General features: G+C 66.9%; 24 protein-coding genes. 8 read left to right on the forward strand and 16 right to left on the reverse strand.

Annotation, left to right across the window (positions count from 1 at the left end; translation table 11 throughout):
• Window positions 1–70 precede the first annotated feature (70 nt).
• The 7 genes from cckA to flgB all read right to left on the reverse strand — a co-directional run bounded on the left by cckA (window position 71) and on the right by flgB (window position 6,053).
• Entirely contained in the window at window positions 71–2,575 is a 2,505-nt protein-coding gene (gene cckA / locus VGV58_RS28615; RefSeq protein ID WP_326877471.1) for a cell cycle histidine kinase CckA, read from the reverse strand.
• 84 nt (window positions 2,576–2,659) lie between these two features.
• Window positions 2,660–3,727, reverse strand: a complete 1,068-nt coding sequence (gene flhB / locus VGV58_RS28620; protein ID WP_326877472.1) for a flagellar biosynthesis protein FlhB — start codon at window positions 3,725–3,727, stop codon at window positions 2,660–2,662.
• A 12-nt stretch (window positions 3,728–3,739) separates the two neighbouring features.
• Entirely contained in the window at window positions 3,740–4,498 is a 759-nt protein-coding gene (fliR, locus tag VGV58_RS28625) for a flagellar biosynthetic protein FliR (RefSeq protein ID WP_326877473.1), read from the reverse strand.
• Between the two features lie 77 nt (window positions 4,499–4,575).
• On the reverse strand, window positions 4,576–4,842 hold the full coding sequence (fliQ, locus tag VGV58_RS28630; RefSeq protein WP_057188754.1) for a flagellar biosynthesis protein FliQ: 267 nt from the start codon (window positions 4,840–4,842) through the stop codon (window positions 4,576–4,578).
• Window positions 4,843–4,882: 40 nt separating this feature from the next.
• The gene (locus VGV58_RS28635; protein ID WP_326877474.1) at window positions 4,883–5,215 is read right to left on the reverse strand and encodes a flagellar hook-basal body complex protein FliE; all 333 of its coding nucleotides are present in this window, start codon (window positions 5,213–5,215) and stop codon (window positions 4,883–4,885) included.
• A gap of 29 nt (window positions 5,216–5,244) precedes the next feature.
• The gene (gene flgC, locus VGV58_RS28640; protein WP_326877475.1) at window positions 5,245–5,655 is read right to left on the reverse strand and encodes a flagellar basal body rod protein FlgC; all 411 of its coding nucleotides are present in this window, start codon (window positions 5,653–5,655) and stop codon (window positions 5,245–5,247) included.
• Between the two features lie 11 nt (window positions 5,656–5,666).
• Window positions 5,667–6,053, reverse strand: coding sequence for a flagellar basal body rod protein FlgB (gene flgB / locus VGV58_RS28645; protein ID WP_326877476.1), 387 nt, complete (start codon window positions 6,051–6,053; stop codon window positions 5,667–5,669).
• A 219-nt stretch (window positions 6,054–6,272) separates the two neighbouring features.
• Here flgB and VGV58_RS28650 point away from each other — a divergent pair, with 219 nt between their 5' ends.
• Together VGV58_RS28650 and fliP are read left to right on the forward strand one after the other, a co-directional pair.
• Entirely contained in the window at window positions 6,273–7,616 is a 1,344-nt protein-coding gene (locus VGV58_RS28650; RefSeq protein ID WP_326877477.1) for a hypothetical protein, read from the forward strand.
• A 187-nt stretch (window positions 7,617–7,803) separates the two neighbouring features.
• Window positions 7,804–8,562 carry a flagellar type III secretion system pore protein FliP gene (gene fliP / locus VGV58_RS28655; RefSeq protein ID WP_326877516.1) on the forward strand — a complete coding sequence of 253 codons (759 nt, stop codon included), beginning with the start codon at window positions 7,804–7,806 and terminating at the stop codon, window positions 8,560–8,562.
• Window positions 8,563–8,571: 9 nt separating this feature from the next.
• Here the strand turns inward: fliP and VGV58_RS28660 are convergent, their stop codons facing one another.
• From VGV58_RS28660 to VGV58_RS28670, 3 genes are all read right to left on the reverse strand, one after another.
• Window positions 8,572–11,973, reverse strand: a complete 3,402-nt coding sequence (locus tag VGV58_RS28660; protein WP_326877478.1) for a hypothetical protein — start codon at window positions 11,971–11,973, stop codon at window positions 8,572–8,574.
• A gap of 231 nt (window positions 11,974–12,204) precedes the next feature.
• Complete coding sequence (locus VGV58_RS28665) at window positions 12,205–12,804, reverse strand: hypothetical protein (RefSeq protein WP_326877479.1); 600 nt, start codon at window positions 12,802–12,804, stop codon at window positions 12,205–12,207.
• A gap of 230 nt (window positions 12,805–13,034) precedes the next feature.
• Window positions 13,035–13,943: a LysR family transcriptional regulator gene (locus VGV58_RS28670; protein ID WP_326877480.1), complete on the reverse strand. Its 909-nt coding sequence runs from the start codon at window positions 13,941–13,943 to the stop codon at window positions 13,035–13,037.
• Between the two features lie 142 nt (window positions 13,944–14,085).
• Between VGV58_RS28670 and cnbZ the strand changes: the two genes are divergently transcribed.
• Window positions 14,086–14,847 (forward strand): 2-amino-5-chloromuconate deaminase CnbZ, encoded by a 762-nt coding sequence (cnbZ, locus tag VGV58_RS28675; RefSeq protein WP_326877481.1) that lies wholly within the window; start codon window positions 14,086–14,088, stop codon window positions 14,845–14,847.
• A gap of 59 nt (window positions 14,848–14,906) precedes the next feature.
• Entirely contained in the window at window positions 14,907–15,872 is a 966-nt protein-coding gene (locus VGV58_RS28680) for a Bug family tripartite tricarboxylate transporter substrate binding protein (protein WP_326877482.1), read from the forward strand.
• Between the two features lie 9 nt (window positions 15,873–15,881).
• On the opposite strand, the gene VGV58_RS28685 is transcribed toward VGV58_RS28680, so the two are convergent.
• From VGV58_RS28685 to fliL, 4 genes are read right to left on the reverse strand one after another with little or no spacing between them, the layout of a single operon-like run.
• On the reverse strand, window positions 15,882–16,679 hold the full coding sequence (locus tag VGV58_RS28685) for a MotE family protein (RefSeq protein WP_326877483.1): 798 nt from the start codon (window positions 16,677–16,679) through the stop codon (window positions 15,882–15,884).
• On the reverse strand, window positions 16,676–17,122 hold the full coding sequence (locus VGV58_RS28690; RefSeq protein WP_326877484.1) for a DUF6468 domain-containing protein: 447 nt from the start codon (window positions 17,120–17,122) through the stop codon (window positions 16,676–16,678). The genes VGV58_RS28685 and VGV58_RS28690 overlap by 4 nt, the downstream gene beginning before the upstream one ends.
• Window positions 17,123–17,138: 16 nt before the next feature.
• Window positions 17,139–18,269 (reverse strand): flagellar motor switch protein FliM, encoded by a 1,131-nt coding sequence (fliM, locus tag VGV58_RS28695; RefSeq protein WP_326877485.1) that lies wholly within the window; start codon window positions 18,267–18,269, stop codon window positions 17,139–17,141.
• Window positions 18,270–18,299: 30 nt separating this feature from the next.
• The gene (fliL, locus tag VGV58_RS28700; protein ID WP_326877486.1) at window positions 18,300–18,815 is read right to left on the reverse strand and encodes a flagellar basal body-associated protein FliL; all 516 of its coding nucleotides are present in this window, start codon (window positions 18,813–18,815) and stop codon (window positions 18,300–18,302) included.
• 289 nt (window positions 18,816–19,104) lie between these two features.
• Here fliL and flgF point away from each other — a divergent pair, with 289 nt between their 5' ends.
• From flgF to flgH, 4 genes are read left to right on the forward strand one after another with little or no spacing between them, the layout of a single operon-like run.
• Window positions 19,105–19,848 carry a flagellar basal-body rod protein FlgF gene (gene flgF, locus VGV58_RS28705; protein WP_326877487.1) on the forward strand — a complete coding sequence of 248 codons (744 nt, stop codon included), beginning with the start codon at window positions 19,105–19,107 and terminating at the stop codon, window positions 19,846–19,848.
• 19 nt (window positions 19,849–19,867) lie between these two features.
• Window positions 19,868–20,656 carry a flagellar basal-body rod protein FlgG gene (flgG, locus tag VGV58_RS28710; protein ID WP_326877488.1) on the forward strand — a complete coding sequence of 263 codons (789 nt, stop codon included), beginning with the start codon at window positions 19,868–19,870 and terminating at the stop codon, window positions 20,654–20,656.
• A gap of 15 nt (window positions 20,657–20,671) precedes the next feature.
• Window positions 20,672–21,703 (forward strand): flagellar basal body P-ring formation chaperone FlgA, encoded by a 1,032-nt coding sequence (gene flgA / locus VGV58_RS28715; RefSeq protein ID WP_326877489.1) that lies wholly within the window; start codon window positions 20,672–20,674, stop codon window positions 21,701–21,703.
• A 29-nt stretch (window positions 21,704–21,732) separates the two neighbouring features.
• A complete protein-coding gene (flgH, locus tag VGV58_RS28720) occupies window positions 21,733–22,473 on the forward strand; it encodes a flagellar basal body L-ring protein FlgH (protein ID WP_326877490.1) in 741 nt (246 codons plus the stop codon).
• A gap of 411 nt (window positions 22,474–22,884) precedes the next feature.
• Here flgH and VGV58_RS28725 read toward each other — a convergent pair whose 3' ends face one another.
• Entirely contained in the window at window positions 22,885–23,559 is a 675-nt protein-coding gene (locus tag VGV58_RS28725; RefSeq protein WP_326877491.1) for a class II aldolase/adducin family protein, read from the reverse strand.
• A 22-nt stretch (window positions 23,560–23,581) separates the two neighbouring features.
• Window positions 23,582–24,439 (reverse strand): VOC family protein, encoded by an 858-nt coding sequence (locus VGV58_RS28730; RefSeq protein ID WP_326877492.1) that lies wholly within the window; start codon window positions 24,437–24,439, stop codon window positions 23,582–23,584.
• Between the last annotated feature and the right edge of the window lie 32 nt (window positions 24,440–24,471).

Consider the following 24,471-nt stretch of genomic DNA (forward strand, 5'->3'; position numbering starts at 1 on the left):
GTCCAGCTCATGTATAGGACATGTTTTAGCTGTTGGCGCGGTCAGTGCAACATCCGCCATATGGGTATTGTCAGCTCATCGCCGCCTTCACCGTCTCGACGAGCTGCTTCATCGTGAACGGTTTGGGCAGGAAGTGGAAATCCTCCCCTTCCGGCAGGTTCTTGCGGAAGGCTTCCTCGGCATAGCCGGAGACGAAGACGACCTTGGTCGAGGGGCTGCGCTTGCGCAGTTCGCCGAGCAGGGTCGGCCCGTCCATCTCGGGCATGACCACGTCGGAGATGACGAGGTCGATCTTGCCCTCGTGCTTCTGGAACTGGTCGAGCGCCTCGACGCCGGAGGCGGCCTCGTGGACGGTGTAGCCGCGTGAGACCAGCATGCGGGCGTTGAGGGCGCGTACCGCGTCCTCGTCCTCGACCAGCAGGATGACGCCGGCGCCGGTATGGTCGGCAGCAGCCTTCTTCGGCGCCTCCTTGGCGGCGGCCTCGGCGGCGATGTCCTCCTCGGTGGGGATATAGCGCGGCAGGAAGATGCGGAAATTGGTGCCGCGGCCCACGACGGAGTCGCAGAAGACGAAACCGCCGGTCTGCTTGACGATGCCATAGACCATGGAAAGGCCGAGGCCCGTGCCCTTGCCGACATCCTTGGTGGTGAAGAACGGCTCGAAGATCTTCTCCAGGTGCTCTGGCGAGATGCCGGTGCCGCTGTCCTCGACCTCGAGCAGGACATAATCGGTCGCGGGGAGGGCGTCGTAGCCGAGCTCGCCGACCTCGGCCGCAGGCACGTTGCGGGTGCGCACCTGCAGCTTGCCGCCGTTCTGCATGGCGTCGCGGGCGTTGACGGCGAGATTGACCACGACCTGCTCAAGCTGGCCGAGATCGGCCTTGACCGGCCAGAGATCGCGGCCCTGGCGGACGTCGAGCGCGATCTTGTCGGCGACCACGCGCTTCAGCATCAGCGAGAGGTCGGAGAGCACGTCGCCGAGCGCCAGAACCTGCGGGCGCAGAGTCTGCCGGCGCGAGAAGGCGAGCAATTGCCGGACCAGCGAGGCCGCCCGATAGGCGTTCTGCTTGATCTGCATGATGTCCGGGAAGGACGGGTCGGTCGGCTTGTGGCTGGCGAGCAGGAATTCCGAGGCGTTGATGATGACCTGCAGCACGTTGTTGAAGTCGTGCGCGATGCCACCGGCGAGTTGGCCGACCGCCTGCATCTTGCCGGCCTGGTCCATATTGTCCTTGAGCTTGCGCTCGGCAGTGGTCTCCAGTGCATAGACGATGGCGCGTTCGCCATCGGTGTCCTCGCTCGCCGGGACAGGCGAGAGATAGAGCCTTGCCGAGCGGCCATCCTCGCCGGCGAGCACCACATCGAGCGGGGCGATCTCGCCCTTGCCGGCGAGTGCGGCGTCGAAGGCCTGAGCAAAGGCGCCGTTGCCGTTGACCAGCTCCTGGATCGTCGCTGGCTGGGCCTGGCCTTGCATCAGGCGGGCGAAGGACGCGTTCGAGCGCAGGATCGCGCCATGGCGGTCGACGGTCGCGATCGCCATCGGCGTCGCATGGAAGAAGCGGGCGAAGCGCGCCTCGGCATCGGTATGGCGGTCGGCTCCGGCCTCGCCGGCAGCGCGATTGAGCACGAGGGTGCGTGAGGCGCCGGCGCGTCCGTCCTGGCCGAAGGCGACCTGGTGGTGCAGCCGGACCGGCAGCGACTGGCCGTTGCGGCGGCGCAGATCGACGTCGAGCACCTCGATGCGGACATCGCCAGGCTGGCCGCGAATGGCCTGGATCAGCGCGGCGGCGTTGGGCGAGGCGATGTCGTCGAGCTGCAGGCCGCCGGAGCCGAAGCGGGCGAGATCATAGTCGAGCCAGCCGGCCAGCGTGGCGTTGAGGTAAGGCACTTCGCTGTCGGCATCGATCGACAGGAAGCCCGCCGGCGCATGGTCGAGATAGTCGATCGCGTGCTGCAGCTCCTGGAAGGCGTTCTCCTGCCGCTCGCGCTCGGGGGTGACGTCGGCGACGCTCCACTTGCAGGCCGGGCGGCCGGCGCGGGTGATCGGCGTCACGCGCACCCGGTACCAGCCGACGGCGCCGCGCTCGTTCAACGCCGGTTCCAGCCGGATCTCCTCCGACAGCCGGCGGCCGGCGCGGGCGGCGGTGGCAAGGCGGTAGATCGCCTCGGAGACCTCGGCACGGCCCTTGAACAGGCGCTCGACCGGAGCGATCTCGCTGGCGTTGCGGGCGCCGGCGAAAGCGAGATAGGCCTCGTTGGCGTAGACGATGCGGTTCTCGCCCTCGGTGACGACGACGCCGTCCTCGGCGCCGTCGACGATCGCCTTGGTCAGGTCGTTGCGGGCGGAGCGGCCAGCGAACTGGATCAGCCCGATCGCGAAGGCGAACAGGCAGAAGACGCCTACGACCGAGAGCAGGGCGAGCAGGCCGAGGATCAGCGGCTGCGCCCATTCATTGGCGATGAAGCCGAGCGCGATGGCGGCGCCGACCAGAAGGCCCGCGACCAGGAGAATAATGCCGACATGGCCGGGCCGGTCGGAGCGGTCGATCGCGCTCGGTGCCGTGCTTGCGCTCATTGCAGCGGGTCCGTTTCCTTCAGTCGCCCGTCGGTGATGGGTCGGCGCCGGGCATAGCGTAGAGAGGCCTGCCCGACCAGCGAGTTAGGCGCGGCGGCGCTTCAGGCGCAAGACGTATCCGATGACTTCGGCCACTGCCTGATAGTGTTCGACAGGAATTTCATCGTCGACATCGACGGTGGCATAGAGCGCGCGGGCCAGAGGCGGGTTCTCGACGATCGGGATGCGGTGCTCGCCGGCGACCTCGCGGATCTTGAGCGCGATCGCGTCGACGCCCTTGGCGAGGCAGAGCGGCGCGCCCTGGCCATTCTCGTATTGCAGGGCGATGGCGTAGTGGGTCGGGTTGGTGATGATCACCGTCGCCTTCGGGACCTGCGCCATCATGCGGGAGCGCGCGCGCTGGGCGCGCAATTGCCTGAGCTTGGCCTTCACCTCGGGATTGCCCTCGGTGTTCTTGTATTCGTCCTTCAGCTCCTGCTTGGTCATGCGCTGGCGCTGATACCAGGTGAAGCGCTGATAGCCGAAATCGCCGATGGCGATGATCGCGAAGATGGCGAGGACGCTGGCCATCAGCTTGATCGTCAGCACCAGAACAGCCGGCAGCAGAGCGTGCACGTCCATCTGGGCGAAGCCCTGCAGGCGGTCGCGCTCGCCCCAGAGAACCAGCCAGACGCCGACGCCGACCAGGGCGATCTTGGCGAGGCCCTTGGCGAAATTCACCCAGGCCTCCTTGCCGAAGATGCGCTTGGCGCCAGCCATCGGGGAGATCCGGTCGAATTTCGGCATCATCGGCTCTGTGGTCCAGAGCGGCTTGTGCTGGATCAGCGCGCCGGCGAAGGCGGCGATGAGGATGAAGCCGAGCGGCAGCGCCATGATGGAGAAGCCGGTCATCACGCCCTTGCTGGTGACGTGGAAGAGGGCGCCCGCATCATCCGAAACCTGATGGGCGTTCATCAGGAATGAGCGCAGCGAGAGCGTGGCATCGCGGGCCGCGCTGCCGGCAGCGACCAGCAGTGCCAAAGTGAAGCCGCAGAGCACGAAGAAGGTGCCGATCTCCTGGGATCTCGCGACGTCGCCCTTCTCGATGGCTTCGTCGAGCTTTCGCTGGGTCGGTTCTTCTGTGCGATCTTCGTTCTCGACATCTCCCGCCATCGACCGATCTCCTTACAGGCCGATGAACTGGCGCAGGAAGGCGCCGAGATCGTCGAGGAAGACGCCCATCATCACGCCGACCGAGGCGAGCAGCACCAGCATGCCGCCGAGGATCGAGGCGGGGACCGCGAGGAAGAAGACCTGAAGCTGCGGCATCAGCCGGGCCAGCACGCCGAGGCCGAGATTGAACAGCAGGCCGAAGACGATGAACGGCGCCGAGATCTGCACCGCGACCGAGAAACCCTGGCTCATCGCCTTGACCGCGAGCGTCATCACGTCGCCGATCTCGGGGAAGCCGCCGGGCGGCAGCAGACGATAGCTCTCATGGATGGCGGCGAGCGCCAGGTGATGCAGGTCGGCCGCCAGGATCAGCGTGATCCCGAGCATCGAGAGGAAGTTGGCGAGCGAAGGATTCTGCAGGCCGCCGGTCGGGTCGACCGTGACGGCAAAGCCGAGGCCGAGCGTCTGGGCGATGATGAAGCCGGCGGTCTGGAGCGCTCCCATCAGCAGGCGCGCGCTGGCGCCGATGACGAGCCCGACCAGGATTTCGCTGATCAGCAGGCCGCCCAGCGCTGCGGGGGCCTGCGGGACGGTGATCGTGCCACGCGCCATCGGCAGAATGACCAGCGCGACGAAGAAGGCAAGGGAGAGCCGGCCGCGCCCCAGGATGAGGCGTTCGCCGATGCCCGGCATCAGCATGACGAGCGTGCCGACACGCGCGAAGACCAGCACGAACAATGCGCTGATCTCGGGCAGGACGGAGATCTGCATCGGGCGGACCCGGCTCCCGCGCCAACAAGGCGCGCCGGCCGGACTCCACGACAGGGAGGCGCTGGCTGGCGCTGGACTCATTCGCCCGTGGCGATTCGGACGGCGACTCTGCCCATATAACCCGCCAGAGCGTCGCCCATGAACGGCAAAAACAGCAGCAGGGCGGCGAAGACCGCGATGATCTTGGGTACGTAGACCAGGGTCTGCTCCTGGATCTGGGTCAGAGCCTGGATGAGCGAGACGACGAGGCCGACCACGAGCGCGATCAGCATCAGCGGCGCGCCGGCCTTGAGGAAGACGACGATACCGTCGCGGGCGACGTCGAGAATGGCTGCGGAGGTCATCTTGTTCCGATCCGGCAGGAGTTCGTTCGGATGGCGGCCGTCAGACCGGCATCCGCATGATTTCCTCATAGGCGGCGATCACACGGTCGCGCACGGCGACCAGCGTCTCGATCGCAGCCTCGCTCTCGGCCACCGCGGTGACGACATCGACGACGTCGGAGCGGCCGGCCGCGACTTTGCCGGTCTGGATATCGGCCTGACGGGCGCTCTGCGCCGTCGAATCCAGCGCTTTGCTGACCAGCGAGGAGAAATCGGGCAGGCCGGCTCCGGCGCCGTCGAGGCCACCGACCGAGGCCGGCTTCTTCAACAGGGCGCTGGTGCCCATTCCCTGCATCGAGGCATAGGCGCCGGCGGCAAAGCTCGAGGTGGTCATCGGTTTGGCTCCGCTTCAGCCGTGAGAGGTCAGGCGCGCAGGATGTCGATGGTGCGCTGGATCATCCGGCGCGTGGACGAGATGACGTTGAGGTTGGCCTCGTAGCTGCGCTGGGCCTCGCGCATGTCCATCGTCTCGATCAGCGAGTTGACGTTGGGCAGCTTGACCTGGCCGCTGGCGTCGGCGGCCGGGTGGCCGGGATCGTATTTGCTGCGGAAGTCACTGCGGTCGCGGCTGACGCGGCCGAGCTCGACGACCTGCGCGTCGAGCTCGCGGTCGAGCTTGCCCTGGAAGCTCACGATCTTGCGCCGATAGGGGTCGGCCCCAGCACGCTCGGGTGATGAATCGGCGTTGGCGAGATTTTCGGCGATGACGCGCATGCGGCCGGCCTGGCCCTTCAGGCCGGAGGCGGCGACGGCGAGACTCTTGAGCAGATCCATGACGCGGCTCCTTACCGGCCTTTGCCGATCGCGATCTTCATCAGCCCGAGGCTCTTGCTGTAGAGCGAGGCGGCGAGCTGGTAGTCGGACTGGTTCTGCGCGACCTTCATCATCTCGTCCTCGAGATTGACGCTGTTGCCGCTCGGCGTGGTCTCGAAGCGCTTGGGATCGCGCGGGTCGAAGCCGCCGTTCTGGCCGGAAAGGCCCAGATGCAGCGGCGAGGTCTGCGCCAGCGTCACGCCGCCATTGCCGGCAGGAGACGGTGCGCGCAGGTCATGCGGCTTGAAACGCGGCGTATCGGCATTGGAGACGTTCTCGGCGAGCAGCTTCTGGCGCGCCTGGTGCCAGTGCATCCGCGTCTTCAGCGCCCCCATCAGGCCAAGGCCGTTGTTCGCCATGCCGCAATCTCCCGTCGGCTCCTGCCGAAGTGGGAAATTATTGCCGGGTGCATGGTTAATATCGGGTTAATTCACAGGGATCTGCGTGATGGGGTTAACCATCTGCTAACCATGTTTCCCGAATTGGCGGGGCTTATGATATAGCCAACCCCGTCTATCCGCCTGATCGCCCTTACAAAGAGCGGTCGGCGGCTGTCGCGTCGCTTCATGAGGCAGACCTTGCAGACTCTGTTTGGCTTCGAACTTTCCTCCGGCCTGCGTTGGATCATCGCCTTCGCAGTAGTGCTGCTCCTGGTCGCGCTGCTCGGCTTCTTCCTGCGGCGCGTGAGCGGCGGCCGGCTGAAGTTCAAGGGACAGAGCGGGGGGCGCACCCGCCAGCCGCGCCTCGGCGTGGTCGACGTCTACGATCTCGACCGGCAGCGCCAGCTGATCCTGGTGCGGCGCGACAATGTCGAGCATCTCGTGATGATCGGCGGCGCCTCCGACGTGGTGGTCGAGACCAACATCGTGCGCAGCGGCGGACGCGTCGCGGCGCCCCTGCCGAGCGAAGGCCAGGCGGAACGTCCGCTGGCGTTCGAGCCCGAGTCGCGCCCGCAGCCCGTCGAGGACATCCGGCCGACGCCACCTTTGCCTGTGCCGGCTCCCGCAGTGCCGGTCGATCCCGTGCCGCCGCCGCGGCCGGTCTCGCCGCCGCCCGCGGCCCCGCCGCGCGCGGTCGTCCAGCCGCCGGTTCAGCCTCAGCCGCCGCGGCCGGCCCAGGCGCCGGCCTCGATTGCTCCGGCCGTCGCCGCGGGCGCCGCCGGAATCGGCGCGACCTTGGCGCGCGATCCCGCTCCCGCCGCCAGCGCCAGCGAGCTCGGCGACATGGCCCGCCAGCTCGAAGAGGCGCTGAAGCGTCCGTTCTCCGCGGTGCGGCCCGGCTCGGCCGCTCCGCGAGCTGAGCCCGAAGCGGCGCCGGTGTCCAAGCCCGCTGCGCCGCTGGCTCCTCCGGTACCGCCGGCCCCCGTCAAGGCTCTGGCCCCGACCCCCGAGCCCGCGCGCCCGGCACTCGACATGGAGGCCGAGCTCGAAATGGCGCTGGGGCTGAAGCCGGGGCCCGCGCGTCCGGCCGCGCTCGAGGCGCCGCTGGTCGCCCCGCCGGTCTTCGCGCCGCCGAAGCTGGACGAGAAGAAGCCCGAGTCCGCGAAGGAACAGGCGCCGCCGGCACCGGAGCCGAACAAATCCAGCAAGTTCACGCCTGTCTTCGACGATGTGCTCGATGCGGTCGAGAATGCTGCCAAGGCCGAAGCGCCGGCCAAGAACGAGTCCAGGCCGAACGAGCAAAAGCCGAACGAGCAAAAGCCTCCCGAAGGCAAGCCGGCCGAGGTGAAGCCTGCGGAGCCCAAGTCGACGGAAGCAAAGTCGACGGAAACCAAGCCGGCGGAGACGAAGCCTGCCGAGGCCAAGCCTGCGGACGAGCCGAAGCCTGCCGCCAAGCCGTCCGAGGACGATCCGTTCTCGGTCGATGCGATCGAAGCCGAATTCGCCCGCCTGCTCGGGCGCGATCCGAAGTCGAAGGGCTGAGGTCCCCACGTCATTCCGGGGCGTGGCGGAGCCGCGAGCCCGGAATGACGGGGTGTCGTTCGCTTCGACGCGATCCGCGATGCCGGACCTATCCGTAGGGGATAGCGGCCGAAACGCCGTCGTGCCGCCGCAACTCCTGCTCTAGCGTTCCCGCGAGCCCGCACCTTGATTCGGGCGGGGACGGATGATGGGCAGGCTGCTACCCGGGGGACGAGGATTGCGTTGGCTGGCGGCGTTCGCCGTTGCGCTCGGCGTGCTCGGGATCGCCGCCGTGGCGCAGGCCCAGACGCTTTCGCTCGATCTCGGCCAGGGCGGCGTCACCGAGCGGGCGCTGCAACTGATCGCCGCGATCACGGTGCTGTCGCTGGCGCCGTCGATCCTGATCATGGTGACCTCGTTCACCCGCATCGCCGTGGTGCTGTCGCTGCTGCGCTCGGCGCTCGGCACCCAGACCGCACCGCCCAATGCGGTAATCATCGGGCTCTCGCTGTTCCTGACCGGCTTCGTGATGGCGCCGACCCTCAAGGAGGCCTATCGCGTCGCCGGGGCGCCGCTGATCGCCGGGCAGATGCAGCCGCAGGAGGCGTTCGAGCGCGGCATCGTGCCGTTCCGCGAGTTCATGCTGAAGCATGTGCGCGAGAAGGACCTGGCGCTGTTCATGGAGATGTCGCGCGAGCCGAAGCCGGAGAAGCCGGAAGACATCCAGATTCAGGTGCTGGTGCCGGCCTTCATGATCTCGGAGCTCAGGCGTGCCTTCGAGATCGGCTTCCTGCTGTTCGTGCCCTTCCTGATCATCGACCTCGTGGTCGCCTCGATCCTGATGTCGGTCGGCATGATGATGCTGCCGCCGGTGACGGTGGCGCTGCCGTTCAAGCTGATCTTCTTCGTGCTGGTCGACGGCTGGGGGCTGGTCGCCGGCTCGCTGGTCAAGAGTTACGGCAGCTGAAGCATCCGCTCAGCCCTGGCCCGGCTTCGGCCCGGCATTGGCGGCATCGGTCTCGGCGGGCTTGCGCCGCTCGCGCACGCTGCTGGAATAGGCCGGGTAGCGCTTGCGGTATTCCTTGAGGAAGTCGCTCATCGTGTCGGAGCCGGCGGCGGCGCGCGCCGCTTCACGGATGTCGGCGGCGCTGGCCCGGCTTGCACCGGTGACGAAGCCGAACAGGCGGGCATCGGCGCCCTGCGCCATCTTGGCGGCGAACTTGGTGCGCAGCCGGTCGAGCGAGAGCGACTCGTCCGACATGACATAGCCGATCGCGGCACGCATCACGTCGGCGCGCTCGCCGTCGCCCAGCGGCGCCTGGCCGCGCCAGCTCTCGCCGAGAATGCGCTCTAGCGCCTCGCCGGCCTCGCGCCAGCGCCGGCCGCTCCAGAGGATGTCGGCATTGAGCCGGTCGACCTCCGGGCCGCTCTCGCCTTCGAGCAGGTCGAGCGCCTGGTCGGTGCGCGACAGATCGGAGAGCCCCTTGGCCTCCAGCAGCAGGCGGGCGCGCTTCACATCGGCCGGCAGTTCGGCGAGCCGGGTCGAGACGATCGCCTGCAGGGCCTGCGCCGGCTTGCCGTTCATCAGCTGGATCATCGCGAGCCGCGCCGCCATGGTGGAGCGCGCGGCGCCGGTCAGGCGCCGATCCATCTGGTATTGCAGGATTTCGCTGGCCTGGTCGAGCAGATCGAGCTCGACCAGACGGTCGGCGAGCAGACGGGTGATCTCGTCGCCGCGCCGGCCGATCGGCAGGTAGTCCTTGAAGTCGTAGAACAGTGCCAGGGCCTCGAGCCGCGGCAGCTTCTCCAGATTGGGATCGCTGAACAGCGCCTCGAAGCTCCGGGCGGTCTCGTCATACAGCAGCCGCGTCGCCGGATGTTCCGGGAAGACCTCATTGGCCCGCCGCGCCGTCTGGAAGGCGTCACGCCAGCGCTGCTGTTCGGTATAGAGGCGGCCAAGCTCGGCGAGCGCCTCGATCTCGATCTCGCCACCGCGCCAGATCGCCGAGACGGTCTCGAGCCGGGCGATGGCCTCGTCGGCTGAGAAATCCGCGCGCTTTTCGGCGCGGGCAAGCTTGACGGCGCGCAGTTGCGCCTCGGCGGCGATCGGCCGTGCCTTCGCTTCGAAGAGCGGCTTGTAGCCGTTGATCGCCGCCTCCGGCCGACCGCTGACATCGTCGAGCCTGGCCCGCAGAAGCTCCAGCTCCTCGGGTTGGACCAGATCCTCCGGCATCTCGGCGAGCTGGCCGATCTGCTTTTCCGCCACGCCCGCCTCGCCGGTGGCGAGCGCGGCCCGCGCCATTGCCGGGCGGAACTCGGCCTGGAGATCGGCGGGGTAGCGGTCGAGGATGCTCTCGGCCTGGCGGAAGCCGGCGAGCGCCAGGGCATTGCGGCCGAGCCGCTGTTCGGAGAGGGCACGCCAGAGCCCGGTTTCGGCCTCGTCGCGGATCGGTGCGGCCTCGAAGGCCTTCAATGCCTCGGCGCTGCGATGCATGCGGGTGGCGATCAGCCCGCGCAGGAAGAGCGCGTCGCGATTGCCGCGCATCGCGGCATCGTCGGCAAGCAGCGCGTTCAGCGGCCCGGCCGCTTCCGGCATCATGCCATTGGCGGCGAGGAAGCGGGCGAGCGCCAGCCGGGTCTCGGATTTGCGACCGCGTGAGGCGCCGGCGACCTCGCGCAGCAGGCTGGCTGTGCGGTCGCGGATATCGGGGGTGTGCAAAGCAGACCAGGCTTCGCTGTCGAGCAGCGGGTGGGCAGCCGCCTGCACGCTTTTCTTCTCAGTCTCGCGCGGTTTCTCGGCATCGAGGCTGACGATCAGGCCGTTCTGGCGGCCGATCCGGACCTCGTCGGTGTCGGCGCGGACGGCAAGATCGTCCGCGATGGCGCTGACCACGACGCCATGGGCGCTTTGCGGCAGCCCGAATTCGAGGAAGCGATAGGGTTTGGAGACCGCCCGTGTCGGCCCGAGCGCGGTCGCGACGGCAAGGTTGGGGCCGCCTTCGCTGTTCTCCAGCCAGTGCACGCCGGTCAGGCCCGGCACCGGCACGGCGACGATGGTCTGGCCGCGCTCGTCGGCGTCGCGGCGGGGCGTGAGCGCGACGGCGGGCTTGCCGGCCTTGTCGCCGAAGCTCAGCGACCATTGCGGCCCGTCGTCGGAAAGCCGGACCAACTGCTGGCGACGCGTCTTCAGCCGAACGAGCGTGACCTTGGCCTCGCGGGTGACGGTGACGCCTTCGATCAGCGCAGGCAGAACGCCCTTGAGCTTGTCCGGATCGAGCGTGTCACGGGTGTCGAAGACAAGCGTGACTCGTCCAGGCTCGGTGAAGGCGGCAGCGCCCGTCGGCCGTGAGAAACGGAAATCGATGCGGCCGCCATCGCCGTCGGCCGCGGAGGCGATCTCGACATCACGGGGCGGCGTATCGGCCGCGACGGCGACCACGGGCTTGGGCTGAGCCGCCGGTGCCTCGGCTTTCGGAGCAGGAGAGGGCGCTGCCGCCGGCTTCGGCTCGGAGGCCTTGCCCTCCGCCGGCCTGGTCTCGGCCGGTTTGGCGGCGGCCTGCAGATCGGCGAGCGAGAGCGGGGCGGCGGCGCCGGGATAGGGCAGGTCGATGGTCCAGCCGGCCTCGTCGCGGAAGCTGCGGAGCTGACGATCCTTCGGCACGCTGAAGACGAGCTGCGTGCGGTCGTCCGCGATCGTCGCCTGCTCCAGCGTGAAGTCGGCCGGGAGCAGGCTGCGGATCTGCGATGGCGTCACCGCAAGCGGCTGGTCGAAACTCAGCGTCAGCTTGCCGTCATCCAGGCTGGGGGTAAGAAGAGCCTCGGGCGGCGCCGAGAACATCAGCCGGTCGAGCGTCGGCAGGCGGGCAGTGCGGAAGCCCAGCGGCTTCGGCGCAGGAGCCGGCATGCGGGCGATGTCGCGGGCGCGCGCCTCGGCGAGGCGCAGGCGCTGCGTGAGCTCGGCCAGGACCTCGGGCGGCAGGCCCGGCAACTGGCCGGTCCAGTTCTCGGGCAGCAGGTCGACGAAGGCCTTGTCGCCGGCTTCGAGCAGATTGGCGCGATAGGGCCGGGCGAGCGCCAGGCGCAAGCCGCGGCCGTCGGGGTCGATCCTGATCACGGAGACATAGGCCGGCAGCTCGGCGGCGAGCCGGCTCGGGTCGAGTTTCACCGGCTGGCTGAAGCCGATCATGACGACGCCGTTGGCGACGCGGACCCGCGTCGTCACCGGTTCGTCGAAGGTGAAGGCGATGCGGCCGAAGCCGGCGCGCATGGCTTCGCCCCGCAAGGTCGCGGTGGCAGCCGTTGCCGGCGTGGCAAAGCCGGCAGCAAGGCTCAGTGCCGCCAGGCCGATGCCGAAGCTCAGGGACCGCAAGATACGCACGACCGCTACTCAACCCGACGCGATAGGAAGAGCGGCGACAGGCCGCTCCAACCTGCGCGGAGGCTAGCCCGTCAAGGATAACGGGGGGTTAAGAGTGCTTCATCGTAAGACGGCATAACCAGATATCTGTTCGAAGGATCGGCGCTGACTGCCGCAGGAAACCATGGAGCAAAGCGCGTTGATTGTTGCCAGATCGGCTCGTTTCTGAGTCGGGTCATGATGTCATATTTATCAGTTTGTATTCAATTTTTCATATCTAATCTTGCGCTCTTTGTGCACATCCCAGTGCTTTTTTACGTTATAATACAATACCATTGCATCAAGGATAATTGCAGATGCGTAATATAGAATTTCAGTGGAATCTATTTTGCAGAAATTTATAATATATATAGAAATGACTATTTGATATAAACACGGAGTGCTCAATATTATCATTTGTGATAAGGTTCTTCCGTCTAAAAAATATACTTTTTGTTTCGCCAGATCAGATTCTTCCCAGAATTTTGTACCAGATTTATCTTTCAATTCAATCAAAATATAATTCCATAATTTATCAATAACTAAATGATGTCCGAGAGCAATGTTAGTGAATGCTAAAGATATTAATGGAATTGGTAAAAGTAGCAGTATGGATTCGAAATGACTCACTGATGTCGTACAAGAGCTAATTAGTTTTTGGTGTTTTTCGACTGATAGTGCTGTGTATGCACCAGATGCGGCCATAAAAACAAAAAGAGCCTGATCTCTTAGCGTAAATCTCTGATTTATTTCAGCTCTGACTGAGTTGTATGCAGTTAAGCGTTTTTCATTTGCTCCGGATTTTTCTGCCATGGACTTTTCTCGCTAGGCCGCCATGTGAATCATAACAAAGGTTATTCTCAACAAGAAGCCTTGAGATATCAAGGGCATAATTGGAATAGCGTGGGCAAGGGCCCAGCCCACGACTAGAAGAGCAATGCGTCAGAACAGATATGCGCGTCGAGCGGTGTTTCTGCCGACTCCGAATTAGAGCGCGTGAAGTGGGATGCAGCGGCAGTGCGACGTGGAAAACACGAGGCAGTTCAGGCGTGCCCGGCCGCATATTTGCGCGCGCTGCGCGCCAGATGTCGCGACAGGGCCCGTGCCGCCGGCGACAGGGTGCGCCCGTTGCGCACGCAGATCTTGAGGCAGGCCTTGCGCAGATTGCGACCCTGGAGCGGAACGGCAACCAGGCGTCCTTCGGTGACGTCCCGCCGTGTCGCGCAGCGCGTCAGGACGCTGACGCCGAGGCCGGCTCGCGCGAAGGAGCGCAGCGACTGGATCGAATTGGTGACCAGCGCCGGCTTGAGCGCGACGCCGCTGGCCGCGACCATGTCGTCGACGAGGCGGCGCAGGCCGAAGGTCCGGTCGGGGAGGGCAAGGCGCATCTCGCCGATCTCCGCGATCCTGACCGACTGCCGCTGCGCGACGGCGTCGCCAGGATGGGCGGCGAGGACCAGTGCGTCGGCGATCTCGGCGAGCGAGAGCACGCTGCGATGCAGGATCGGGTTGAACGCCACGATCACCTCGGCCTCGTCGTCGAGCAGGCGCTGCACCAGCTGGTCGGAGCTCGCCACCATGATATCGAAGCTCACCGACGGGTGGGCGGCCGAGAATTCGGCAAGCGCCGGATAGACGAAGTCGTCCATCGCGCCCTCGACCGTCCAGACGCGGACATGCCCGCGCTTCATGCCCTGGAGCTCGTCGACCGCGGCGCGCGCGGTCTGGACGCTGTCGAGGATGATCCGGGCCGTCTCCAGCACGGCCGCTCCCGCCGTGGTCAGCCGCATGCCGCGTGCCCGGCGCTCGAACAGGGCCGTGCCGTACTCCTCCTCGAGGCCGGCGATCTGGCGGCTGATCGCCGAGGGCGCGACGCGGAGCGCATCGGCCGCCTCGCGGACCGAACCGTGATCGGCGACGAGCGCGAAATAGCGATAACGGGTGAGCGACATGGCAACGGGCCGCAGTCGATGCGAGAGATTCAGACCATAGGTAAGTGTTGCCGGATCGGCAACGATCTCTCCGCGAAACCGTGCTGGCTAAGCTGCGGGGCCGCCCTCTACGACTAGGAAAATCAGGCGAGGAAGCGATCCGATGTACACCACCCGCACCAGCCAGGACGGCAGCTACAGGTTCATTCCGGCCGTCTACCAGTATTCGGGCGGGGTCGCGGCCGAGCCGGGCTTCCGGATCGAGCGGGCGCAACTGACGAGCCCGGTTGCGCTGGACAGGGGCCTTGCGCTCATCGAGGCGCATCTGAAGCGGGTCGGCCGGCCGTTGACGGCGCTCTGCGCCTGCGAGCTGCGCTCGCCGGAGCCCTTCTCGGAAGGTGGCTTCGATGCCTTCAACCGGCTCTATGCCTCGCGGCTCGATCAATGGGGCATCCTGCAGGGACAGGTGAATCCCGTCGCCCGCACCAATATCTGTCCCGAGCTCGGGAGGCCGGAGGCCGTGTCACTGCACGCCTTCAGCTACACCGTTCCCGATGATGGCGCCCGGGCGAGCTTCGTGGTGGCGGGCAGCGGCGAGGCGCCCGAAGGCGGCGCGAGCTACGCGCACGGCACGATCCGGCCGGGTGACGCCTCGCCCGAGGGCGTGCGTGCCAAGGCGCAATGGGTGATGGGCGAGATGGAGCGCCGCCTCGCCGGGCTCGGTTATGGCTGGGCGGACGCCACGGTCGCCAATGTCTACACGGTCCGCGACATCCACTCGTTGCTGACCGAGGTCCTCCTGCCGATCACCAGCCTCGGCCGCGCCGTGACCTGGCATTTCTCGCGGCCGCCGGTGGCGGTGCTCGACTACGAGATGGATGTGCGTGGCCTGCCGCGGGACATCGTGATCGAGGCGTCTGCCTGATCGCTTTCATCGATGTGATGCGTTGCCGGAAATCGAACGGTCAAGTGGAGGGGATCCCGATGTTGCTCGATCGACGTGCGCTTCTCCTGGCGGGATTGACCCTGCCGACGCTGGCAAAGGCACAGGCTGTCTGGAAGCCGGAACGGCCGGTGCGTCTCATCCTGCCGTTCACCGCGGGCACCTCGATGGACCCGGTGGCGCGGCTGGCGCAGGAGAGCCTCAAGGACACGCTCGGCCAGAGCGTCGTGGTCGAGAACATCGCGGGAGCGGCGACAGTCATCGCCGGCGCCGAGACGCTGAAATCTCCGCCGGACGGGCATACCATGCTGATGATCGCCAACAGCTTCGCGGCGAACATCACGCTGCGGACGCGCACTGCGGACTGGCAGCGCGCCTTCGTTCCGGTGGTGCAGGCGACGGTGGTGCCGCATGTGCTGACGGTCGCGCCGGCGCTCAAGACGGACTGGGCCGGCTTCGTGAAGCGCCTGCGCGAGGGCGGCGGTTCGATGACTTATGGCTCGCCGGGAATCGGCACCTCGCCGCATCTGGGCGCTGAGCATTTCCTGCGCCTCGTCGGCGGCAAGGCGGTGCATGCGCCCTATAACGGGACCTCGCAGCTCTTCGTCGACCTCTATGCCGGCCGGATCGATTTCGCGCTGAGCAACCTGCCCGACGTCGTGCAGCCGATCGAAGAAGGCAAGCTTATCGCGCTCGCGGTGACGGCCGAGCAGCGGGTACGGGAATTGCCGGGTGTCCCGACCTTCGCCGAGCTCAGCCTGCCGGGCCTGCTGTCGGACAGCTGGTTCGGCATCATGGTGCGGCGCGATACGCCGGCGCCGGCCCGCGAGGCGCTGGAGCGCGCCTGGCTCACGGCGCTGGCGCGCCCTGATGTGCGCGAGCGTCTGCAGGGGTTGAGCTTCACGGTGCTGGCACGGCCGGGCGCCGAGTTCGAAAAGGTGATCGACCGCTACGTTGCGACCTATGCGACGATCATCAAGGAGAGCGGCATCACCGTTCAGCAGTGACGGGCGGCCTCAGCGCTTCGGCGCGGGCTCGATCGCCTGCAGCTCGTTGCCGGCCGGCGTCGGGGCCGGGGCGCGCTCGGTGGCGACGGCGGGGCGGCCGCGCACTGAGAGGGCGACGGTGAGGCGCTCGGCCGCCTCCGGCGACATCGCCGCGAGCACGTCCGACATCTTGCGCGGGCTCATCTGCTGGACGACCGGAACCAGGATGTCGAGCGCCAGCCGGTCGAAGACGCGAGCGGCGTCCTTCGGCTTCATCGTCTCGTACATGATCACCAGGTTCTTGACCGCCTGATTGGCCTCGCTTTCCTGCTTGCGCGGGCCTTCGACCTTCTCTTCCAGCGCCTTGAGGTCGTCGACCCGGCCGCCGAGCTTCTTCTCGGCCGAGTCGAGCAATTTTTCGCGCATGTCGAGCTCGCGCATGCGCGCCTCGATCTCATCGCGGCGCTGACCGAGGCGTTCGAGCAGGGCTTTCTCGGCCGGCGAGACCGGCTGGGCAGTGCCGTTCATCAGCCCGGCCTTGTTGTTCGGATTGGCGTCGCGCTTGGCCTGCTCCTCGGGCGGTAGTTTCGGCTTCGGCGGGTCGATCGTCCCGGTGGTCTCCGGGTCCCAGAAGGCGTCGGGCTGGTGGGCCTTGGCGACGATCTTGGCGAGGCCCCAGGTTTCTTTTTCCGGCTTCGCGGGCAACACCAGGGCGCTGGCGGGCACCTTGCCCGGGTAAGGCTCCCCCGACCAGGCGAGCAGCTTCAGCGCCAGGAGGCCCATGGCGCCGAGGATGACGGCCGGGATGAGGCGGGGCGTCTGGATCACGCTGCCTGGCCTTCGAGCCTGCGGGCGGCGCGGGCGCGGATCGCGGCGGCGGCGTCGGCGGTGCTGGCCATGCGGGAGAGGGCGGGCTTCTCCGCGACGGGCTCGGGCGCCGGCGTGACCATGGTCGCGGCGCTGACGATCTGGCCGATGCGCTCCATCACGGTCTGGCCGGCCTCGATCTGCTGGGCGAGGTCGGCGGCATAGCGCTCGGCGGTCTGCAGCCGCTCGGCGAGGGTGCGGTCGCAATCGCCCAGCGTGAGCTTCAGGCCGGCGATGGCGCGCTCGGCCGTGTCGGTGGCGGAGATCAGAGCGCCGATGGTCTGGCGCATCGCGCTCTCATCGGCCTTCAGCCGCTCGATACGCTTGGAAAGCACGAAGCAGGTGACAATGGTGGCGACCAGCAGGCAGGCGACCAGGACATCGGCGATCAGGGTGATGGTCATTGGCAGGTCTCCCTGGTCAGGATGTCGGGCTGAGATGGCTGGTGTCGAAGGCGGCCATGGTCGTCTTCGAGCGGCGCAGCGGGCTGACGACCTGGACGGCGATCTTGTCGTCGACGCGTCCGATCCGGCCCTCGCTGACGATGAACTCGCCACACCGCAGCGAGGCGACCGAATCGGGGCGGGCGTCGAACATCAGCGTGTCGCCGATCTCGAGCTTCATCACCCGCTTCAGCGGCATGGTGCATTCATGGAGGACGCATTTCACCGCGACGTCCGCCTGCCAGACCTCGGTGGCGAGATGGTTTTCCCAGATCGGGTCGCGCCCGAGCTTTTCACCCATGAAGCTCTCGAGGAGCAGTTCACGGATCGGCTCGATGGTGGCGTAGGGCAGGAGCAGATGGAGCGAGCCGCCGCGCCCTTCCATGTCGAAGCGCAGTTCGACGCGGATCGCGGCATTGGCCGGGCGCGAGATCGAGACGAAGCGCGGATTGGATTCGATCCGGTCGATCTTGAAGTTCACCGGCGAGAGCGGCCGGAAGGCGGCCTCGGCATCGCTGAGCACGACACCGATGACGCGGCGCAGCAGGCTCATCTCGATCGAGGTGAAGGGGCGTCCGTCGACGCGTGCCGCCGCCTGGCCGCGCTTGCCGCCGAGCATGGTGTCGAGCACCGAATAGGTGAGGGCGGACTCGATGGTGACGAGGCCGAAATTGTCCCATTCCTCGGCCTTGAACACCGCCAGCATCGCCGGCAGCGAGATCGAGTTGATGTAGTCGCCGAAACGCACCGAGCGGATGCCCTCCAGCGTCACCTCGACATTGTCGCTGAACAGGTTGCGCAGGCTGGTGGAGAGCAGGCGGACGAGACGCTCGAAGATGATCTCGAGCATCGGCAGGCGTTCATAGGTGACCGAGCCCGAATCGACGATCGCCTGGATGCCGTTGCGCCCGCCCTTGCCGTCATCTCCGATGGAGAAGCCGAGCATGGTGTCGATCTCTTCCTGATTCATCAGGCGATCGATATTGGCTTCGGCCTCGCCGCTTTCGTCCGAGACGACGTCGGACATGGTGGCCCATTCGGCCGCCATGCCCTCCGGCGTCAGCGGCACCTTGTCCTTGTCCTGGGCTTCGAGATCGTCGTTGGCCATGGCGGTCTGCTTTGCGCGATCTGGCTGCCGCTATTGCAGCAGCAATTCCTTGAAGAGGACGGCGTCGACCTTGGCCGGGTAGACGGTGACGTTGACCCGGCGCAGCAGTTCTTCCTTCAGGCGGTACATGCCGGCCGAGCCGTCGAGGTCGGAGGGGCGCAATTCGCGCATGAAGACCTGGAAAGCGTCCTCGACGCGCGGCAGCAGCGGCTTGACCTGGTCGGCGGTCTTGGGATCGGCGATCTCGAGCGCGACCTTGATCTTGACGATCGGCTGGCGCTCCTGCTGCGGGCCGGCGGTGATGCCGATCATCATGTCCTTCATCTCGACGAAGGTGATCAGCTTCTTGGCGGCGGCGGCGGCCTGCTCGGCGGTCACTTCCTCGGCGGGCTTGCTCTTCATGAAGAAGAACCAGCCGCCCCCGCCGAGCGCGGCGACGAGGGCCAGGGCGCCGCCGATCATGACGAGCTTCTTCTTGCCGGGCTTCGGCGCCTCTCCGGCGCCGCCTTCGGCGGCTTCGTCGTCCTTGTTCGCCGTCTTCGCCATCTTGGCCCGCCCGCCCGCGACGGGCGCCGCCCCGGCCCGTCTCTCTGGCGTTAACCTTCGCCCGGTTACGGTTAACGGCCCGTTAAGGGCGGCAATTTCTGCCGGGTCGTTTCTGCCGCGCAGGCGGTTTCCGTCCAGTGTTGGTGAAGGGCGCCTTCCAATCTATCTCCAATGATATCAATAATTTGTGCGGATTAACCATGTTGGCACGTCGCTTGCCACCTGTTTGCCGTGGCCACCGCGCTGGGGAGCGTCGGGGCGGCCATGGGACAGATCGGGAGCAGGAGCCGTGGAAAACGCGCTTCTCGTCAGCCTGTCGCGCCAGATGGCTCTGGCGCGTGAGCTCGACGTCATCGCCAACAACGTCGCCAATGTCGGCACGAACGGCTTCAAGGCCCGTTCCGCCCGCTTTGCCGAGTATATCTCGCCGACGGCGAAGGCCGACACCTTTCCGACCATGGATCGGCGGCTCTCCTATGTCATCGACAAGGGCACGCCGATCGACCTGTCCGGCGGCATGATCGAGCGCACCGGCAACCCGCTCGACGTCGCGCTGCAGGGCGACAACTACCTCGTCGTCCAGACCGCGCAGGGCGAACGCTACACCCGCGCCGGTTCGCTCGAGATCAACGGCCGCGGCCAGCTCGTGACCCAGGCCGGCCAGCCGGTGCTGGGCGATGGCGGGCCGATCGTGTTCGGCTCGACCGAGAGCAATGCCCGCATCGCCACCGACGGCACGGTCTCCTCCGATCAGGGCCAGCGCGGCAAGCTCAGGATCGTTCGCTTCGACAATCCCCGGGCGCTGGCCAGCGACGGCGCCAACCTGTTCTCCTCGACCGCCGCCGCCCAGCCCGCCGGGCCGCAGGCACGGCTCGAGACCGGAGCGATCGAGCGCTCGAACGTCAAGGCCGTGGTCGAGATGACCCGGCTGGTCGAGGTCCAGCGCGCCTACCAGACGCTCTCGGCGATGATGGGCAAGACCGACGAACTGCGTGCCAAGGCGATTTCCCGCCTGGCCGATCAGCAAGCCTGACGCGGAAGGAGCGAGATCCATGCGCGCACTCTACACCGCCGCCACCGGCATGATGGCCCAGGAACTCAACGTCCAGGTCATCTCCAACAACATCGCGAACGTCCGCACCACCGGCTACAAGCGCCAGCGCATCCATTTCCAGGACCTGCTCTACGAGCACTTCCGCCGCGCCGGTACGCAGACCTCGGACCAGAATACGCAGGTTCCGGCCGGCACCTTCGTCGGCTCCGGCGTCAAGACCGCCTCGACCGGGCGGGTGATGAGCCAGGGCAACCTGAGCCCGACGGAGAAGGAATACGACGTCGCCATCCGCGGCGAGGGCTTCTTCCGCATCCAGATGCCGGACGGGCGCACCGCCTATTCGCGCGACGGCTCGTTCGATCTCGACAGCCAGGGCCGGCTGGTCACCCGCGACGGCTATCTCGTCCAGCCGGGCATCACCGTCCCGAACAACGCGACCGGCGTCTCGATCAACGCGCAGGGCACGGTCGAGGTGAGCTTGCCCGGCCAGACCGCGCCGCAGCAGCTCGGCCAGATCCAGCTCTCTCGTTTCATCAACAAGGTCGGCCTCGAATCGATCGGCGACAACCTGTTCGTCGAGACGGCCGGCTCCGGCCCGGCGATCGACGGGCTCGGCGGCGAGGAAGGCTTCGGCACGCTGCAGCAGAACTACCTCGAAGAAGGCAACGTCCAGGCGGTCACCGAGCTCTCCTCGCTGATCGCTGCCCAGCGCGCCTACGAGATGAACTCGAAGGTGATCTCGGCCGCCGACCAGATGATGCAGTCCACCACCCAGATCATGCGCTGACGGAGGATGAGCCAGATGATCCGCTCCGCTCTCATCATCGCGACCCTGACGGCACTTCCGGCCATGGCGCTGGCCCAGGCTCCGACTCCGGCCGAGGAGCGCGCACCCGCGGCGGCGACCGCTGCAGCCGCCAGGCTCAAGCTGAAGGCCGATCTCACCCTGTCGCGCGATATTGTCGGCTTCGGCGACCTGATCACCGGACTGTCGCCGCAGGATGCGGCGTTGCCGGCCTTCCGGGCACCCGCGCTCGGCGACACCGGCACCATCCAGGTCACCCGCATCGTCGACGCCGCGGTGAAGCACGGCCTCCTGCGCGATGCCCAGGAACTCGACAGCCAGGGCGTCGCCCAGGTGGTGGTGACGCGGGCGGCGCGCCGGATCACCGGGCTCGATGTCGAAGCCGCTGTGAAATCGGCCCTGCTCGAACGCTTCGGCTTCGACGGGCGTGCCTTCGCGCTGCTGCTTGACGGGGGGGCACCCTCCGTCGTGGTCGAGCCGGAGCTGACCGGCGACCTCGCGGCGCTCGACCTGAACTATGATGCCCGCACCCGCCGCGTCACTGGCCGGCTGACCATGCCGGGCAGCGCTGCGACGAGGCTGAAGCCGGTGCGTGTTTCCGGCCAGCTGGTGGAGACCGCCGAGGTGGTGGTGCCGCTGCGTACCATCGCGCGGGGCGAGACGCTCAAGGCAGGCGACGTCACCATCGAGCGCCGGCCGCGCGATGCGCAGTTCAACGACGTGCTCGGCGAGATGAAAGCGGCGGTCGGCAAGGTTGCCAAGCGGGCCCTGGTGGCCGGTTCGGTGCTGCGCAGCGGCGACGTCCAACGCGAGGAAGTCGTCGGGCGCGGCGAGATCGTCACCATCGTCTACGAGGCGCGCGGGATCGCGATCAGCATGCGCGGCCGCGCCAACGAGGCCGGCGCGATCGGCGACAGCATCGCGATCACCAATATCCAGTCGAAGCGCGTACTGCAGGGAACCGTCACTGGTCCCGGGCGCGTCAATGTCAGCCCGCATGCCGGCGGCCAGATCGCCGCCGCTCGCTGACCCCATTGCTCAAGTTGCGGACCATTGCCATGACCTCGACCAGCCCTCTTACCCTCCCTGCCGCGCTTAGTCTCAGCCTGATGCTGGGCGCCTGCGGCGCCGCCGACCGGCTCGCCAATGTCGGCCAGGCGCCGGCGCTGTCGCCGATCGAGGACCCGACCGCGACGAAGGGCTACAAGCCCGTGCAGATGCCGATGCCGGCCGTGGAGCACGCCTCCTACGCGCCGAACTCGCTCTGGCGCACCGGTTCGCGCGCCTTCTTCAAGGACCAGCGCGCCCGGCTCGTCGGCGACCTCGTCACCGTCAAGGTCAAGGTCACCGACCGGGCCCAGCTCGACAACACCACCAAGCGCAGCCGCAAGAACGGCGAGGATCTCGGCGCCGAGAACTTCTTCGGCGCGGAGAGCAAGTGGAAGAAGAACGCCGATCCCAGCTCCTTCCTGAAGCTCGACTCGGATTCGTCCAGCGAGGGCTCGGGCTCGGTGCGCCGGGCCGAGCAGCTCGCCACCAATGTCGCCGCCGTGGTCACCCAGACGCTGCCGAACGGCAACCTCGTCATCGAGGGCAAGCAGGAGATCAGGGTCAATTTCGAGGTGCGCGAATTGATCGTCGCCGGCGTGATCCGGCCGGAGGACATCGAATCCGACAACACCATCGACTCGGCCAAGATCGCCCAGGCCCGCATCGCCTATGGCGGCCGCGGCCAGATCACCGATGTCCAGCAGCCGCGCTACGGCCAGCAGGTGATGGATATCCTGCTGCCCTTCTGAGGCATGTCCCGGACAAGTGGAAACCGGTTTTCCGAGGCAGGACAGGCCTGACAGATAAATCCTGATCCCAAGCTTCCGGCGCGACGGCAACGCTCCCCACGTTCCATGCCTTCGCGCCGGGGCGGCGGTCTCTCCCGAGCCGCCATTCCTCCCGGCCGCCCGCCACGCTCCCCAAGCTATCCAGGCTGGCGGCCAGAAGCCCCGCGCTCTCCCGCGCGGGGCTTTGTTTCGTTCGGACGAGGTTGTGTCGTGGGTCTTTCGATCAACTTTCCCCGTCATTCCGGCCGCAGCGAAGCGCAGCTCCGGAATCCATCGTGGAGTTCGAAGCCCTTCGATAGATTCCGGAGCTGCGCTGCTCCGCAGCTTGTCCGGAATGACGGAGATGGTGAGTGAGGGGAACGCCGTCGGCCCTCAGCGCTGCGGCGTCGTCAGATAGGCCCACATCCGGTCGAGGATCGCGCCGGACCAGGTTGCGCGCTGAGCGACTTCCGCCTCGCCGAGGACGACTCCGGCGTCGGCGATCCCGGCAGCCCGGGTCTCGAATTCGACGCGTGCCGCGTCCTCAAGATACCAGGTCAGCACCACCGCCTCTTCCAGACTTCCGCCGGCCGTTACTGCGCCGTTGCCACGCATGACAATGGCCCGGGCCGGGCCCATCTGCTCGGCGAGAGTGGCCGCCTGCTCGTCGTTGCGCAGCAATTGCGGATCGTCCCAGAGCGGCGGCTGCGGCGCGAAATAGCTGCCGAAACCGTGCCGTGGCTTTGGCGTGATCCGGGCCGTGCCGAGCGTCATCACCCTAGGAGGCATCGAGCGCACGACGCCGCCGACCTCGGGCCGTCGGCGATAGATCTCGCGATGGATACGGACCTCGCCGAGAACGCCGTCCGGCAAGGGGCCGTCGAGGGGCACGACGCTGCAAATGTCCTCGTCGGAAACGAGTCCGAGCGGCTTCGCCGGCGAGACCAGGAAATGGCCCTCGTCGAGGCGCATGCTGCAATGGCCATAGGCATGGACGAGGCCGTGGCGCGCCAAAGCACGCCCGGCCTGCCGGACCAGATCTTCTTGAGCGGCGCTCGGCCGCGGCATTGGTGCGCTCACTTGGGCGCGCTCACTTGTTGAATTCGGTGATGTTGGGCTTGGCGCCCCATTTGCAGAAGCCCTTCGGCTCGAACATGTACTGCCGTTCGCGCCAGAGCAGCTCGTCGGCGATCTCGCGCACGCCGCTGGAATATTCGAAGACCATGCCCTCGGGCCCCTCGAAATAGAGGAACTTGGCCGAGGAGGTCGGATGCCGGCCGGGGCCGAAAACCATGCGCACCTGCCGATCCTTCAGGAACTGGTGCGAGCGCATGATGTCGTCGCCGGTCTCGACCTGGTGATTGATGTGCTGGATGCCGGCCTTGGGTGACGGGAACAGCGCGATGGTGTGATGGACTTCGTCGATGCGCAGCAGCGGCGCGTCGCCGATCCGGTCAGAGACCTGGGCATTGGTGACCTTGGTCCAGAACGCCTCGTCACGGGCGAGGTCGCTGGAGCAGAGGCCGACATGGCTGAAGCCGGTGATGCCGGCATCGCGCGCGCCGTGATAGCGCCGCCCGCTATAGGCCGGCCGCCAGGCGAGCTCGATCGGGTTGCCGGTCGGGTCGCGGAAGGCGATGAAGTCGTGGACCTTGCGCAGCGCCGCCTCGGAGGCGGTGCCGCGCCGGACGGGGTGGCCGAGGCTTTCGAGCTGCGTCGCGGCCTCGTCGAGATGGAACTGCTCCTCGACCTCGAAGCAGACGACCTGATCGCCCGGATCTCCCTCGAAATAGCAGAGCGTGTGCTCGCGCGCGTCCGACTTGAAATAAACCGAGCCCTTGGCGCGCTCGGCGACGTCGAGGCCGAGATATTCGGTGGCGAAATGGGTCGCACCTTCGAGATCACGGGTCCCGAGCCGGACATAGGAGACATCGGCAAGCTTGATCATGGTCGCTCCCTCCTGCCGGCGCGGAGCCGGCG

This window comes from Allobosea sp., assembly GCF_035944895.1.
Lineage (GTDB): Bacteria > Pseudomonadota > Alphaproteobacteria > Rhizobiales > Beijerinckiaceae > Allobosea.

Coding starts and splice junctions, on each gene's coding strand:
- cckA (WP_326877471.1), bottom strand. CDS start 2,575: ATGAGCGCAAGCACGGCACCGAGCGCGATCGACCGCTCCGACCGGCCC.
- flhB (WP_326877472.1), bottom strand. CDS start 3,727: ATGGCGGGAGATGTCGAGAACGAAGATCGCACAGAAGAACCGACCCAG.
- fliR (WP_326877473.1), bottom strand. CDS start 4,498: ATGCAGATCTCCGTCCTGCCCGAGATCAGCGCATTGTTCGTGCTGGTC.
- fliQ (WP_057188754.1), bottom strand. CDS start 4,842: ATGACCTCCGCAGCCATTCTCGACGTCGCCCGCGACGGTATCGTCGTC.
- VGV58_RS28635 (WP_326877474.1), bottom strand. CDS start 5,215: ATGACCACCTCGAGCTTTGCCGCCGGCGCCTATGCCTCGATGCAGGGA.
- flgC (WP_326877475.1), bottom strand. CDS start 5,655: ATGGATCTGCTCAAGAGTCTCGCCGTCGCCGCCTCCGGCCTGAAGGGC.
- flgB (WP_326877476.1), bottom strand. CDS start 6,053: ATGGCGAACAACGGCCTTGGCCTGATGGGGGCGCTGAAGACGCGGATG.
- fliP (WP_326877516.1), top strand. CDS start 7,804: ATGGGCAGGCTGCTACCCGGGGGACGAGGATTGCGTTGGCTGGCGGCG.
- VGV58_RS28665 (WP_326877479.1), bottom strand. CDS start 12,804: ATGGCAGAAAAATCCGGAGCAAATGAAAAACGCTTAACTGCATACAAC.
- VGV58_RS28670 (WP_326877480.1), bottom strand. CDS start 13,943: ATGTCGCTCACCCGTTATCGCTATTTCGCGCTCGTCGCCGATCACGGT.
- cnbZ (WP_326877481.1), top strand. CDS start 14,086: ATGTACACCACCCGCACCAGCCAGGACGGCAGCTACAGGTTCATTCCG.
- VGV58_RS28680 (WP_326877482.1), top strand. CDS start 14,907: ATGTTGCTCGATCGACGTGCGCTTCTCCTGGCGGGATTGACCCTGCCG.
- VGV58_RS28690 (WP_326877484.1), bottom strand. CDS start 17,122: ATGACCATCACCCTGATCGCCGATGTCCTGGTCGCCTGCCTGCTGGTC.
- fliM (WP_326877485.1), bottom strand. CDS start 18,269: ATGGCCAACGACGATCTCGAAGCCCAGGACAAGGACAAGGTGCCGCTG.
- fliL (WP_326877486.1), bottom strand. CDS start 18,815: ATGGCGAAGACGGCGAACAAGGACGACGAAGCCGCCGAAGGCGGCGCC.
- flgG (WP_326877488.1), top strand. CDS start 19,868: ATGCGCGCACTCTACACCGCCGCCACCGGCATGATGGCCCAGGAACTC.
- flgA (WP_326877489.1), top strand. CDS start 20,672: ATGATCCGCTCCGCTCTCATCATCGCGACCCTGACGGCACTTCCGGCC.
- flgH (WP_326877490.1), top strand. CDS start 21,733: ATGACCTCGACCAGCCCTCTTACCCTCCCTGCCGCGCTTAGTCTCAGC.
- VGV58_RS28725 (WP_326877491.1), bottom strand. CDS start 23,559: ATGCCGCGGCCGAGCGCCGCTCAAGAAGATCTGGTCCGGCAGGCCGGG.
- VGV58_RS28730 (WP_326877492.1), bottom strand. CDS start 24,439: ATGATCAAGCTTGCCGATGTCTCCTATGTCCGGCTCGGGACCCGTGAT.